The organism is Variovorax sp. 38R, from assembly GCF_014843395.1.
Lineage (GTDB): Bacteria > Pseudomonadota > Gammaproteobacteria > Burkholderiales > Burkholderiaceae_C > Variovorax > Variovorax paradoxus_H.
The window spans coordinates 5,471,038-5,485,126 of record NZ_CP062121.1 but is presented as its reverse complement, the minus strand read 5'-3'; the positions used below and the strand labels follow the sequence as shown (position 1 = coordinate 5,485,126).

At 68.0% G+C, this 14,089-nt stretch carries 10 protein-coding genes and 2 tRNA genes; 8 read left to right on the top strand and 4 right to left on the bottom strand.

The window, feature by feature from the left end:
• Nucleotides 1-56: 56 nt before the first annotated feature.
• The 3 genes from mutM (at nucleotide 57) to mutY (ending at nucleotide 4,024) form a co-directional block, all read left to right on the top strand.
• On the top strand, nucleotides 57-872 hold the full coding sequence (mutM, locus tag IG196_RS25410; protein WP_192193534.1) for a bifunctional DNA-formamidopyrimidine glycosylase/DNA-(apurinic or apyrimidinic site) lyase: 816 nt from the start codon (nucleotides 57-59) through the stop codon (nucleotides 870-872).
• A 103-nt stretch (nucleotides 873-975) separates the two neighbouring features.
• Entirely contained in the window at nucleotides 976-2,949 is a 1,974-nt protein-coding gene (locus tag IG196_RS25405; protein WP_192193533.1) for a dynamin family protein, read from the top strand.
• 40 nt (nucleotides 2,950-2,989) lie between these two features.
• A complete protein-coding gene (mutY, locus tag IG196_RS25400) occupies nucleotides 2,990-4,024 on the top strand; it encodes an A/G-specific adenine glycosylase (RefSeq protein ID WP_192197143.1) in 1,035 nt (344 codons plus the stop codon).
• A 33-nt stretch (nucleotides 4,025-4,057) separates the two neighbouring features.
• On the opposite strand, the gene rapZ is transcribed toward mutY, so the two are convergent.
• The 3 genes from rapZ to IG196_RS25385 are packed head-to-tail and all read right to left on the bottom strand — an operon-like array spanning nucleotide 4,058 to nucleotide 7,561.
• Nucleotides 4,058-4,930, bottom strand: coding sequence for an RNase adapter RapZ (gene rapZ / locus IG196_RS25395; protein ID WP_062476353.1), 873 nt, complete (start codon nucleotides 4,928-4,930; stop codon nucleotides 4,058-4,060).
• 5 nt (nucleotides 4,931-4,935) lie between these two features.
• On the bottom strand, nucleotides 4,936-6,618 hold the full coding sequence (gene recN / locus IG196_RS25390) for a DNA repair protein RecN (RefSeq protein WP_192193532.1): 1,683 nt from the start codon (nucleotides 6,616-6,618) through the stop codon (nucleotides 4,936-4,938).
• A gap of 37 nt (nucleotides 6,619-6,655) precedes the next feature.
• Nucleotides 6,656-7,561 (bottom strand): NAD kinase, encoded by a 906-nt coding sequence (locus tag IG196_RS25385; protein WP_056573377.1) that lies wholly within the window; start codon nucleotides 7,559-7,561, stop codon nucleotides 6,656-6,658.
• Nucleotides 7,562-7,592: 31 nt separating this feature from the next.
• Here IG196_RS25385 and hrcA point away from each other — a divergent pair, with 31 nt between their 5' ends.
• The 5 genes from hrcA to IG196_RS25360 all read left to right on the top strand — a co-directional run bounded on the left by hrcA (nucleotide 7,593) and on the right by IG196_RS25360 (nucleotide 13,410).
• A complete protein-coding gene (gene hrcA, locus IG196_RS25380) occupies nucleotides 7,593-8,600 on the top strand; it encodes a heat-inducible transcriptional repressor HrcA (protein WP_192193531.1) in 1,008 nt (335 codons plus the stop codon).
• Nucleotides 8,601-8,635: 35 nt separating this feature from the next.
• A tRNA-Ile gene (locus IG196_RS25375) sits at nucleotides 8,636-8,712 on the top strand.
• Nucleotides 8,713-8,946: 234 nt separating this feature from the next.
• Nucleotides 8,947-10,104 (top strand): efflux RND transporter periplasmic adaptor subunit, encoded by a 1,158-nt coding sequence (locus tag IG196_RS25370; protein ID WP_192193530.1) that lies wholly within the window; start codon nucleotides 8,947-8,949, stop codon nucleotides 10,102-10,104.
• Between the two features lie 18 nt (nucleotides 10,105-10,122).
• Nucleotides 10,123-13,251 (top strand): efflux RND transporter permease subunit, encoded by a 3,129-nt coding sequence (locus tag IG196_RS25365; RefSeq protein ID WP_318646640.1) that lies wholly within the window; start codon nucleotides 10,123-10,125, stop codon nucleotides 13,249-13,251.
• Nucleotides 13,252-13,333: 82 nt separating this feature from the next.
• Nucleotides 13,334-13,410, top strand: a tRNA-Arg gene (locus tag IG196_RS25360).
• A 191-nt stretch (nucleotides 13,411-13,601) separates the two neighbouring features.
• On the opposite strand, the gene IG196_RS25355 is transcribed toward IG196_RS25360, so the two are convergent.
• Nucleotides 13,602-14,042 (bottom strand): HU family DNA-binding protein, encoded by a 441-nt coding sequence (locus IG196_RS25355; protein WP_192193529.1) that lies wholly within the window; start codon nucleotides 14,040-14,042, stop codon nucleotides 13,602-13,604.
• Between the last annotated feature and the right edge of the window lie 47 nt (nucleotides 14,043-14,089).

Below are 14,089 nucleotides of genomic sequence, written 5' to 3'. Positions count from 1 at the left end.
CAGCCATTTGAACGAGCGCCGCATGGGGCTTCGTCGCTGCCGGAGTTTTACTTTTCATGCCTGAACTACCCGAAGTCGAAGTCACCCGGCGCGGCTTTGCCGACCGCATCGCCGGCGCGCGCATCGAGTCCGTGCGCATCGGCAAGCCGCTGCGCTGGGCGCTGATGGTGCTGCCGCAGGCGCTGGTCGGGCGCCGCGTGCGCGAGGTGCGCCGCCGCGGCAAGTACCTGCTGATCGACCTGGACCGGGGCCTGTTGCTGCTGCACCTGGGCATGTCGGGCAGCCTGCGTTTCGACATCCACCTGCCGGAGCCCGGCGTGCACGACCACTTCGACCTCGTCACCGAACTCGGGACCCTGCGTCTCAACGACCCGCGCCGCTTCGGCGCCGTGGTCTATGTGGACGACGAAGAGGCGCCCTGGGCCCTCAAGCTGCTCGGCGGGCTGGGCATGGAGCCGCTGGGCGATGCCTTTGACCTCGACGCCTTCCACGCGGGGCTGAAGAAACGCCGCACAGCCATCAAGCAGGTGCTGCTCGCGGGCGACGTGGTGGTGGGTGTCGGCAACATCTACGCGTCGGAGGCGCTGTTCATGGCCGGCATCCGCCCGACCTTGTCGGCGGCGCGCATCAGCCGGCCGCGCGCGGCAAAGCTGCATGCGGCGGTGCGCGATATCCTGGCGCGGGCGGTGGAGAAGGGCGGCAGCACCCTGCGCGACTTCTCGAACGTGGACGGGCAGAACGGTTACTTCCAGCTCGAAGCGACCGTCTACGGCCGCGCGGGCGAGCCGTGCCGGGTGTGCGGCACGCCGATCCGGCAGATGAAACAGGGGCAGCGCTCTACCTATTACTGTCCCCATTGCCAGAAATCGTAGGGAAGGTCGACCCGGTGGCGCCCGCTTCGGGGCAAACTCCTGTCGGTACCCCATTCGCCATGTCGCGATGTTATATTTGTAAATTCTTACTTACATCTTCCCCTTGAGCCGCTCTTTCAACCAACAGCTCGATCAGCACGGCGCCTGGCGGAGCAACTTCGCACGCCGCCTTCAGTGGCTGTCCCGTTGGCTGACCGACAACGAGCTGCTCGACCAGGCCGTGGCCGAACGGCTGCGCGCACTCGAAGACCAGATCCGCACCAGCAAGGTCATGGTGGCCTTCGTGGCCGAGTTCTCGCGCGGCAAGTCGGAGCTGATCAACGCGATCTTCTTCGCCGGCTACGGGCGGCGGATCATGCCGGCCAGCGCCGGGCGCACCACGATGTGCCCGACCGAGCTCGGCTACGACGCCGCCTTGGCGCCCAAGCTGCGCCTGCTGCCGATCGAAACCCGCCTGGAGCCGCACTCGCTCACCCATTGGCGCGAGCGGCCCACGCGATGGACCGAACTGCCCATCGACGTGGAGGACGCCGAGCAGCTGGCCCAGGCCATGGGCAAGGTGGCCGAAGTCCGCTGGGTGAGCAAGGACGAAGCCCGCGCGCTCGGTTTCTGGAATCCCGAGACGCCCGACGACAACCCGGTGCAGGACGCCGAAGGCCGCGTCGAAATTCCGCGCTGGCGCCATGCGGTGCTGAACATGCCGCACCCGCTGCTGGAGCAGGGGCTCGTGATCCTCGACACGCCCGGTCTGAACGCGATCGGCGCCGAGCCCGAACTCACCGTGAGCCTGATTCCGCAGGCGCATGCCGTCGTCTTCATCCTGGGCGCTGAAACCGGCGTGACCCGCTCCGACCTGTCGATCTGGCGCGAGCACCTGATCACCGGCGACGAGAGCCACGACACGCGCTTCGTGGTGCTCAACAAGATCGACACGCTGTGGGACACGCTGAGCACCCCGGCGCAGATCGCGCAGCAGATCGAGCGCCAGCGCGAAGGCGCAGCCCGGCTGCTCGAAGTGCCGCTGGCGCAGGTGCTGCCGGTGTCGGCGCAGAAGGGCCTGCAAGCCAAGATCGGTCATGACGCGGCGCTGCTCGAAGCCAGCCGGCTGCCGGCGCTCGAAGCGCTGCTCGGCGAAGGCGTGCTCGGCAAGCGCGAGACCATGCTGCGGCTCGCCGTCGATGCCGGCATGACCGCGCTGCGCACCGAGGCCGAGCGTCTGCTGAAGGTGCGCCAGCGCGACCTGTCGGAGCAGGCGCTGGAACTGCAGGGGCTGCGCGGCAAGAACGTGTCGGTCATCCGCCACATGCGCGCGCGCATCGACCAGGAACACGCCGAATTCGAAGGAAGCAACACCCGCATCCTGGCGCTGCGCTCGGTGCAGGGCAAGCTGCTGCGCGAGGTGTACGCGGTGCTCGGGCGCACGGCGCTCAAGGCTGACATGGTGAAGCTGGCCGCGGCGCTCAAGCGCCCCGGCGTCAAATTCAACGTGCGCAAGGTGTACGGCGAAACCTTCGATGCGCTGCGTAACAACCTGCGCGAAGTGCAGGCGACGACGGCCGAGATCCAGTCGATGCTGCACGCCACCTTCCGCCAGCTCAACGCCGAGCAGGGCTTCACGCTGCAAGCGCCGGCCGAGCCCGACCTGAGCGGCTTCGAGCAGGAGCTGGGCCAGATCGAGCGCAGCCACATCCACTACCTGGGCGTGGGCAACCTGATCAAGCTCGCGCAGGCCGACTTCTGCGACAAGCTGGTGCGTGCGCTGGCCAGCCGGCTGCGGCTCGTCAACGAAGCCGCCATGACCGAGGTCGAGCGCTGGAGCAAGGGTGCGAGCGCGCAGATCGATGCGCAGCTCAAGGAACGCCGCCGCAATTTCAGCAAGCGCATCGAGGCGATCGAACGCATCCAGAACGCCGCGGGCAGCCTTGACGACCGGTTGGCCGAGATCGCCGCGCAAGAGAGCCACCTGGCTGCGCTGCAGGAGCGGCTGCACGAGTTCACCTCGCTGATCGCGCAGCACGGCAGCCAGCCGCCTGTTGCGACCGCTGCCATCGCGGACGAGCAACTGCGTGCGGCCTGAGCGCGCCGCCGCGCGGGCGGCCGTCTCCCCATCCCCGTCGCTGCCCCCCGATTTCGCCGCACAGATCGTGCGCTGGCAGCGCAGCCACGGGCGCAGCGAACTGCCGTGGCAGAACACGCGCGATCCGTACCGCGTCTGGCTTTCGGAGGTGATGCTCCAGCAGACCCAGGTCACGACTGTGCTCGGTTACTTCGCGCGCTTTCTCGAGCGCTTTCCCGACGTGGCCGCGCTGGCCGCCGGCACCGAGGACGAGGTGTTCGGCCTGTGGAGCGGGCTGGGCTACTACAGCCGCGCGCGCAACATGCACCGCTGCGCGCAGGAGGTGGTCGCGCGCTTCGGTGGCGCCTTTCCGCACACCGCCGCCGAGCTCGTGACCTTGCCAGGCATCGGGCGCTCCACCGCTGCGGCGATTGCGGCTTTCTGTTTCGGCGAGCGCGTGGCCATCCTCGACGGCAACGTGAAGCGCGTGCTGACGCGCGTGCTCGGTTTCGACGGCGACATGTCGTCGTCAGCGCAGGAGCGCGCGCTGTGGGACCTCGCCACGCAGCTGCTGCCGCCGGACGGCCAGCGCGAGGCGGTGGCGCACTACACGCAGGGCCTGATGGACCTGGGCGCCACGGTCTGCCTGCCGCGCAAGCCCAGCTGCATGATCTGCCCGGTGAACGCGAGTTGCGTCGGCCTGCGCCAGGGCACGCCTGAGCGTTATCCGGTGAAGACGCGCAAGCTCAAGCGCAGCGCCCAGTCGCTGTGGGTGCTGCTGGCGCGCGACGCCCAAGGGCGCGTGTGGCTGGAGAAGCGACCGGCCAAGGGCATCTGGGCGGGGCTGCATTGCCTGCCCGTGTTCGACAGCCACGACGATCTGCTCGCGGCCCTGCCGGCAGGCGCGGCGCATGACGCGCAGGAGCTACCACCCTTCGTGCACGTGCTGACCCACAAGGACCTGCACCTGCATCCCGTGCTGCTCCAAGACGTCCAGCCGCAAGGCGAGGGCGCGCGCTGGGTCGAGGCGCAGGAGTGGAGCCGGCTGGGGCTGCCCGCCCCGATGCGCAAGTTGCTGGAAGCCGCCGAGGCCTGAAAGGCACCCGGCGGTAGGCCGGCTTCGCCGCCGTCAGGCGTCGAGTTCGCGGTGGCGCTTGAGCGCGCCCCAGCGGGCACCGAAGGCGCGCGCCAGCTGCTCGACCAGGAACACCGACCGGTGCTGCCCGCCCGTGCAGCCGATGGCCACCGTCACGTAGCTGCGGTGGTCGCGCGCCAGTGCATCGAGCCAGTGCGTCAGGAACTGCTCGATGTCGTCGAACATGCGTGCCACGTCGTCGTGCTCGCGCAGCCATTCGATCACTGGCTCGTCGCGACCCGTCAGCGCGCGCAGCGCCGGCACATAGTGCGGGTTGGGCAGCATGCGCACGTCGAACACGTAATCGGCATCGAGCGGCACGCCGCGCTTGAAGGCAAACGACTCGAACACCAGCGTTAGCGCGTTCTGCGGCGCGGAGATCAGCCCCTTGATGTAGCTCTGAAGCTGCGCGGGGCGGATGAGGCTGGTGTCGATCACGTCGGCGCCGTCGCGCAGGTCGGCCAGCAGCTCGCGTTCGAGTTCGATGGCCTGCACCAGCACGCGGTGCTGCTCGGGCACGTCGGTGCGGCTTTCCTGGCGCGAGAGCGGATGGCGGCGGCGGGTTTCCGAATAGCGGCGCAGCAGTGCATCGGTGGTTGCGTCGAGGAACAGCGAGCGCAGCGAGACGCCATCGGCGCGCAGTGCTTCGAGTTGCTGCGGCACGATCGGCAGCGACACGCCGCTGCGCACGTCCATCGCAATTGCCACGCGCGTGGCTTGCTGCTCGTGTTGCAGCGCGATGAAAGCGGTGAGCAGCTCGGGCGGCAGGTTGTCGACGCAGTAGTAGCCGGCGTCTTCCAGCGCGTGCAGCGCCACCGACTTGCCGGAGCCCGACATGCCGGTGATGAGGACGAGGTCGAGATTCATGGCCGTCATGGGGCGGTCGCCGGCGTCTTGTGGCCGAGCATTTCGCGCGCGTGGGCCAGCGAGGTGGCCGACACCTTTTCACCGCCGAGCATGCGGGCGATTTCGCGGGCGCGGTCGTTGGCCGCCAGGCGCGACACACCGCTTTCGGTGCGCGGGCCGTCCGCGCCGGTCGCCGTCGTCTGGCGCTTGGCGACCACGAGGTGGTGGTCGGCGCAGGCCGCCACTTGCGGAAGATGGGTCACGGCGAGCACCTGGCGATCGCGGCCGAGTTGCTTCATGAGGCGACCCACGGTCTCGGCGACGGCACCGCCGACGCCTGCATCGACCTCGTCGAAGATCAGTGTCTGCGCGGCGCCCAGTTCGCTGGTCGTCACGGCTATGGCCAGCGCGATGCGCGAGAGCTCACCGCCCGAAGCCACCTTGCCGATGGCGCGCGGCGTGCTGCCGGCGTGGCCTGCCACCAGGAACGAAATTTCTTCGAGGCCGGCGCGGCCGGGCTGTGCCAGCGGCTGCAGTTCGACGTCGAAACGCCCGCCCTGCATGCCCAGGTCCTGCATCGCCTGCGTGACGGCTTGGGCCAGGCGCGGCGCGGCTTGCTTGCGGATCTTGCCGAGGGCCTTGGCTTCCTTCATGTAGGCCTGCTGCGTGTTCTGCTCGGCGCGTTCCAGGCCTTCGAGGTCGCTTTGCGCGTCGAGCGCCTGCAGCTCTGCCTGCCAGCCGGCCAGCAGCGCGGGCAGCTCGGCGGGCGTACGTTTGTAGCGGCGCGCGAGCGACATCCACAGGCCCATGCGTTCGTCGAGTTCGGCGAGGGTCTTCGGATCGGTGTCGGCGTCGCGCAGGTAGCCGTGCAGCGAGTGGGCCGCGTCCGAGGCCTGCGCCACGCAGGAAGCCAGCACCTCGCCCAATGTGCGGAATTCGGGCTCGATGTGCTCGCAGTTCTGCAGCAGCGTCGCGGCGCGGGTGAGGGCGGCGAGGGCGCCGTTGTCGTCGTCTTCGAGCGCCTGGCTCGCGCCCTGGGCCGCGTCGATGAGCGCCTGCGCGTTCGAGATGCGCGAATGGTGGGCCGAGAGTTCGTCCCACTCGTCGGCGCCTGGCGCCAGCTTCGCGACTTCGGAGATCTGCCACTGCAGCCGCTCGCGCTCGCGCTGCAGCGAGTCTTGCGCCGAGCGTGCGTGCTCGAGCGCCGAAAGCGCCTGCCGCCAGCTGTGCCAGGCCGCGTCGAGCGCGTCGGTGCGCGCGCCCGCGTAGGCGTCGAGCAGGCCGCGCACGGCCTCGGGGCGGGTCAGGCTCTGCCAAGCGTGCTGGCCGTGGATGTCGAGCAGGCGGTCGCCGAGTTCGCGCAACTGCGTGGCGGTGGCGGGACTGCCGTTGATCCAGCCGCGGCTGCGTCCCTGCAGGTCGACCGTGCGGCGCAGCAGCAGGCCGTCGCCGACCTCGAAACCGCCTTCGTCGAGCCAGTCGGCCAGGGCCGGGTCGGCATCGAACTCGGCGCTCACGTCGAGCCGCTCGGCGCCTTCGCGCACGGCACCGGCGTCGGCGCGGTTGCCCAGCGCCAGCTGCAGCGCGTCGATCAGGATGGACTTGCCGGCGCCGGTTTCCCCGGTCAGCACCGTGAAGCCGGCCGACAGATCGAGTTCAAGGGACCGCACGATCACGAAGTCGCGCAGTGCGATGCGTCGCAAAGCCATCTCAGTTCGTCCTCAAGCGGGGGGCATGGTCCTTCATTCAGGAGCCCCCTTCGTTCCAATGGAGTTTTTTCCGCAGCGTGTCGAAGTAGCTCCAGCCGCGCGGATGCAGGAAGCGCACCCGGAAGTCGGAGCGGCGCACCACCACGCGGTCGCCGATGGCGAGCGAGGCGAGCGACTGCATGTCGAAATTGGCGCTGGCGTCGCGCCCGCTCACCAGCTCGATCACGATCTCGTCGGCATCGGGTAGCAGCACGGGGCGGTTCGACAGCGTGTGCGGCGCGATCGGCACCATCACCCAGCCCGGCACCGCCGGATGCAGCAGCGGCCCGCCGGCCGACAGCGCGTAGGCCGTCGAGCCCGTGGGCGACGCGATGATCAGCCCGTCGGCGCGCTGGTTGGCCACGAAATGCCGGCCCACCGACACGCGCATCTCGACCATCCCCGAGGTGGCGCCGCGGTTGACCACCACGTCGTTCATCGCGAGCGCGTCGAACACCACGGCCTCGTCGCGGATCACCTGCGCGTGCATCAGGCTGCGGTGGTCTTCTTCGTATTCGCCGGCCAGCATCGGGATCAGTGTGGCCTGGTAGTTGTCGAGCGGGATGTCGGTGATGAAGCCGAGCCGGCCGCGGTTGATGCCGATCAGCGGGATGCCGTAGCACGCGAGCTGCCGGCCGATGCCGAGCATGGTGCCGTCACCGCCGACCACGAGCCCGAGGTCGCAGCGCTGGCCGATTTCTTCGACCGACAGCGCCTGGTAGCGCGGGTGCGGTGGCGCGTCGGTGTCCTCGCAGGACGAGCGTTCCACGAACACCGTGCAACCCTGCGATTCGAGGAAGGCGCCAATGCCCTCCATCACGCCGTCGCGCGCATCGGCTTGCGCCCGGGCGCCGGAAGCCTGGTATTTGCCGATCAGGGCGACGTGACGAAAGCGAGAGGTCATAGCTAACAAATTACAACACTAAAATCTTGCAATGCTGGACGACCGTGCCAAGTTGCTGTTGAAGACGCTGGTCGAGCGTTACATCGCCGATGGGCAACCCGTCGGATCACGCACGCTCTCGCGTTCGGCGGGGCTGGATCTCTCACCCGCGACCATCCGCAACGTCATGTCCGACCTCGAGGCGCTGGGGCTCATTGCAAGCCCTCATACCTCGGCCGGACGCGTGCCGACCACGCGCGGCTACCGGCTCTTCGTCGACACCATGCTGACCGCGCAGCGCGAGCAGATGAGCACGCCGAGCCTGGCGGCCGACCAGCCGCAGAAGGTGATCGCCAACGCCGCCCACCTGCTGTCGAACCTGTCTCAGTTCGTCGGCGTCGTGATGGCGCCGCGGCGCGCCTCGGTGTTCAAGCAGATCGAATTCTTGCGCCTCTCGGAGCGGCGGCTGCTGGTGATCATCGTGTCGCCCGACGGTGACGTGCAGAACCGCGTGATCTTTCCGGAGTCCGACTACTCGCAGTCGCAGCTGGTCGAGGCCTCGAACTACATCAATGCGCACTTCGCGGGCCTGACGATCGAGCAGGTGCGCGACCGGCTCCAGTCCGAGGTCGAAAAGCTGCGCGGTGAAATCGCCGCGCTGATGCAGGCCGCGGTGCAGGTCAGCTCCGAGGTGCTCACCGATGCCAAGGCGGACGACGTCGTGATTTCCGGCGAGCGCAACCTGCTGTCGGTGACCGATTTCTCCAGCGACATGGGACAGCTGCGGCGCGCCTTCGATCTTTTCGAGGAGAAGGCGCAGCTGATGCGGCTGCTCGACGTGTCGAGCAAGGCCGAGGGCGTGCGCATCTTCATCGGCGGCGAAAGCCAGGTCGTGCCCTTTGAGGAGCTGTCGATCGTCAGCGCCAATTACGAGGTCGACGGCCAGGTGGTCGGCACGCTGGGCGTGATCGGCCCGACCCGCATGCCGTACGACCGCATGATCCAGATCGTCGACATCACGTCGCGGCTGGTGAGCAACGCGCTGAGCTACCGCAAGTAGGTGGCCGCGCGCCGCGCATAGAATCGGGCCCGCGTGGGCCGTTAGCTCAGTTGGTTAGAGCAGCGGACTCATAATCCGTTGGTCGAGTGTTCAAGCCACTCACGGCCTACCACCACATTCCCCCTCTGTAGACACTCCGACGAAGGCCGCAGCATGCGGCCTTTTTCTTTGCCTGTGTGGGCGCGCGAGCGGCGCTCACGGCCGCCGCCGATTTCACCTACGGCGAACACAGGATTGCTTCAGGTTGCAACGCAACATCGAAGGCAGAATGCACCATTTGGGTGCAAATGTAACCAGCCGGGCGATCCCCCGTGCGCGTCGTACCGCACCGCGATTCCCGATGGCCATGACCACCCCTTTCAAGCTTCTGCTTTCGATAGCCTTGCTCGCGCTCGCTGCATGCGGCGCCAAGCAGGCTCCCACCACCGATGACGCGCCGCCCGAAGTCGGCGTGGTCGTCCTGCACGCCAGCGATGTGGCCGTGCACACCGAGCTCTCGGGCCGCACGGCCGCTTACCGCGTCTCCGAGGTGCGGCCGCAGGTCAACGGCATCGTGCGCAAGCGGCTGTTCGAAGAGGGCGGCATGGTCCGCGCGGGGCAGGTGCTGTACGAGATCGAGCCTGGCCCGTTCGAGGCCGCGCACGAGCAGGCGCAAGCCGCGCTGGCCACTTCGCAGGCCACCATCGCCAGCCTGCGCGGCAAGGCCGATCGCTTCGGCGAACTGGTCAAGGCCAATGCGGTGAGCAGGCAGGAACACGAAGAGGCGCAGGCCGCGCTGGTGCAGGCGCAAGCCGGCGTGAAGGCCGCGCAGGCGGCTGTGAAGGCGGCGCGCATCAACCTCGACTTCACGCGCATCACCGCGCCCATCGCGGGACGCATCGGCCGCTCTGGCGTGACCGAAGGCGCGCTCGTGGCGCCGGGCCAGGCGATGGCGCTGGCCACGATTCAGCGGCTCGACCCGATCTATGTCGACGTGGTGCAGTCGAGCCTGGAGCTGACGAAGCTCAAGCGCCGCTTCATCTCGGGTGACATGGCGCCGGCCAGCACCAAGGTGAGCCTGCGCATGGAAGACGGCCTGCCTTACCCGCATGCCGGCACGCTGAAGTTTTCCGAAGTGAGCGTCGATGCGGCCACCGGCTCGGTCACGCTGCGCGCGGAATTTCCGAACCCGCAAGGGCTGCTGCTGCCCGGCATGTACGTGCGTGCGCAGGTCGAGTCCGGCGTGGAGCGGCAGGCCGTCCTGGCACCGCAGCGCGGCGTGGCCCGCAACGAGAAGGGCGAGCCGACCGCGATGGTGGTGGGGGCCGACAACAAGGTCGAGCTGCGCGCACTCGAAGTGCGCAGCAGCGAGGGCGAGCACTGGGTCGTGACCCAGGGCCTGCGCGAGGGCGACCGCCTCGTGGTCGACGGTCTGCAACGCGCGCGCCCCGGCGAAAAAGTGAAGCCGGTGCCGGTGTCCACGGCGGGCGCAACGTCTGCCGCCGCGCCTTCGCCGGCCGATTGAGAAACGACAAGACATTCCGTGATCGCCAATTTCTTCATCCAGCGGCCCGTCTTCGCCTGGGTCATTGCCATCCTCATCATGCTGGCCGGCGGCGTGGCCATTCGCACGCTGCCGGTGTCGCAGTACCCGGACATCGCGCCGCCCACTGTGGTCGTATCTGCCAACTACCCCGGCGCCTCGGCGCAGGCGGTGGAAAACAGCGTGACGCAGGTGCTCGAGCAGCAGCTCAAGGGCATCGACGGCCTGATGTACTTCAAGTCGACGAGCAGCTCGGCGGGCTGGGCCGAGATCAACGTCACCTTCCGCCAAGGCATCGACCCCGACACCGCGCAGGTGCAGGTGCAGAACAAGGTCAGCCAGGCCACCAGCCGACTGCCGCAGGCGGTGCAGCAGCAGGGCGTGACGGTCGCGAAGTCGCAGAACAACTTCCTGTTGATCGTGGCGCTCTACGACGAGACCGGCCAGCGCACAGACACCGACATCGCCGACTGGATGGCCAGCAACCTGCGCGACCCCATCAGCCGCGTCGATGGCGTGGGTTCGGTGCAGGCCTTCGGCGCGGCGTACGCCATGCGCATCTGGCTCGACCCGCACCGGCTGGCCAGCTACCAGCTGATGCCGTCCGACGTCACGGCTGCCATTGCCGCGCAGAACACGCAGGTGTCGGTGGGCGAGATCGGCGCGCGGCCGTCGGCGCCAACGCAGCACCTGAACGCCACCGTCACCGCGCTCTCGCGGCTGCAGACGCCCGATCAGTTCAAGGGCATCGTGCTCAAGACGCAGGCCGATGGCGCCGTGGTGCGGCTGGGCGACGTGGCACGCGTGGAGATCGGCAGCGAGTCGTATGCCGAGACCACGCGCCTGAACGGCCACCCGGCCGCGGGCTCGGCCGTGATGCTGGCGCCCGGCGCCAACGCGCTGACCACCGCCAGCGCGGTGAAGGCGCGCATTGCCGAGCTGGAGCGCTCGCTGCCCGCCGGCCTGCGCGTGGCCTACGCGGAAGACACGACGCGCTTCGTCAAGATCTCGATCCAGTCGGTCATCCGGACGCTGCTGGAGGCCATCGCGCTGGTGGTGGTCGTGATGTTCCTGTTCTTGCAGAACTGGCGCGCCACGGTGATCCCCGCGATCACCGTGCCGGTGGTGCTGCTGGGCACCTTCGGCGTGCTCGCGGCCTTCGGCTATTCGATCAACGTGCTCACGCTGTTCGGCATGGTGCTGGCCATCGGCCTGCTGGTGGACGACGCGATCGTGGTGGTGGAGAACGTCGAGCGCGTTATGCACGAAGAGGGGCTCGATGCGAAGGCGGCCACGATCAAGTCGATGCAAGAGATCACAGGTGCGCTGGTGGGCATCGCGGTCGTGGTGTCGGCGGTGTTCCTGCCGATGGCCTTCTTCGGCGGCTCGGTGGGCGTGATCTACCGGCAGTTCTCGGTGACCATCATCGCGTCGATGGCACTGTCGGTGGTGGTGGCCATCGTGCTCATTCCGGCGCTGTGCGCGCGCTTCCTGAAGCCCGGCGTGCCGCCGCGCACGCGCGGCTTCCTGGGCGCGTTCAACCGTCGCTTCGATGCTGCGCAGGGCCGCTATGTGAGCGTGCTGGGCCGCATCCTGCGCAAGCCGCTGCGCTTCACGGCGGTGTACGTCGCCATCGTGGCTGGCATGGGCCTGCTGTACCTGAGCCTGCCCGGCGGCTTCCTGCCCGAAGAGGACCAGGGCAGCGTGATGGTGATTGCGACGCTGCCGGCCGGTGCCACCGCGGGCCGCACGGACGAAGTGAACCGCGCCATCGAAAAGCACTTTCTCGAAACCGAGAAGGACACGACCGACACCATCTTCACGCTCACCGGCTGGAGCTACAGCGGCTCGGGGCAGAACATGGGCATGGCGTTTGTCTCGCTGAAGGACTGGTCCGAACGCGCCAGTGCGGACAAGCGCGCGCATGCCATCGTCGAGCGTGCTGGCAAGGCCCTGGCCAGGCAGCAGCGCGACGCCGAGGTCTTCGGCATGGTGCCGCCGCCCATCGAGGGGCTGGGCGAATCGAACGGCTTCGAGTTCTGGCTGCAGGACACCTCGGGCATGGGCGCCGAGCGGCTGCTGCAGGCGCGCGAAACACTGGTGCGCGAAGCCAACAAGGACAAGCGCCTGCAGTCGGTGCGCGCCAACAGCGTGGCCGGCACGCCGCAGCTGCAGGTCGACATCGACCAGCTGAAGGCCTCGGCCCTGCGCCTGTCGCTGGAGGACGTGAACACCACGCTGGGCATTGCTTGGGGCGGCAGCTACGTGAACGACTTCATCGACCGCGGCCGCGTGAAGCGCGTGTACGTGCAGGCCGATGCACCGTACCGCTCGGCACCGGACGACATCAGCCAGTGGTTCGTGCGCGGCAGCACGGGCGCGATGACGCCGTTCTCTGCCTTTGCGACCACGCACTGGTCGCAGGGCGCGTCGCAGCTGGAGCGCTACAACGGCGTGCCCGCGGTGCAGATTCAGGGCGCGGCCGCGCAGGGCATCAGCTCGGGCACGGCCATGGCAGCCATCGAGACCCTGGCGAAGAAGCAGAGCGGCACGGGCCAGGCCTGGAGCGGGCTGTCGTACCAGGAGCGGCTGTCGGGCGGGCAGGCACCGCTGTTGTTCGCGCTGTCGATCCTCGTGGTGTTCCTGTGCCTGGCGGCGCTGTACGAGAGCTGGTCGGTGCCGGTCTCGGTGATGCTGGTGATTCCGCTGGGCGTGCTCGGCGCGGTGATCGCGGCGGCGCTGCGCGGGTTGTCGAACGACATCTACTTCCAGGTGGGCCTGCTTGCGACCATCGGCCTGTCGGCCAAGAACGCGATCCTGATCATCGAGTTCGCGGAAGCCGCGTTGCGCCGTGGCGTGCCGCTGCTTGAGGCGGTGGCCGAAGGTGCGCGCTTGCGGTTGCGACCTATCCTGATGACGTCGCTGGCTTTCCTGGCGGGCGTGATTCCGCTGGCCCTTGCCACCGGTGCGGGTTCGGGCAGCCAGACCGCGATCGGCACTGGTGTGTTCGGCGGCGTGCTGGCGGCGACGGCGCTGGGCATCTTCTTCGTGCCGCTGTTCTACCTGCTGGTGAAGCGCATGGCCGCGAGGTTGCTGGGGCGCAAGGCGGGCGGCGAGCAAGTGGCCTGAGGCTGTCGCATCGCCGTGCCGCGAAGCTTTTTTGAAGGCCTCGCCAGAAGAGCGCTTTCTGCGGGGTAGAATTCAAGGCTGCGCGGCTGTAGCTCAGTTGGATAGAGTACTTGGCTACGAACCAAGGGGTCGTGGGTTCAATTCCTGCCAGCCGCACCATCTCTCGAATAGCCTGGAAGGGTTTCTCTTCCAGGCTATTTTCGTTTGGGGCCCTCGCACAGGGTTTCACTGCTGCCCGCATTCGCTGCGCGGCAAGCGCCCACAAAAAAGCCGCCCGAGGGCGGCTTTTTGACGTCGATACAGACAACTGCCAGGCCCAGGCCTGCGCAACTGTCGTCGCACCGTCGGTCTTACTTCTTCTTGGCGACGGCCTTCTTGGCGGGAGCCTTGGCAACCACTGCCTTGGTGACAGCTGCCTTCGTAACAGCAGCCTTCGTGACAACTGCCTTCTTGGGAGCGGCGGCCTTCTTGGCAGCGGGTGCAGCAGCAGCCTTTTCAGCCTTGCGCTTGGCGGCCTTGGGGTCGATGGCGGCCTTGAAGGCAGCGCCAGCGACGAACTTCGGCACCTTGGTGGCGGCGATCTTGATCTTCGTGCCAGCTTGGGGGTTGAAGCCCGAACGTGCAGCGCGTGCGACTTGCTTGAAAGTACCGAAGCCGACCAGTTGAACCGAGTCGCCCTTCTTCACGGCAGCGACGACGCTGCTGGTGATCGTTTCGAGCACGCGTGCGGCCTCGGCCTTGCTCAGGTTGTGGGTGGTGGCGATCTTCTCGACCAGTTCGATGCGGTTCATTCAGTATTCCTTGGATGGTATGGCGCCGTGTTGCCTACGGCGGCCCA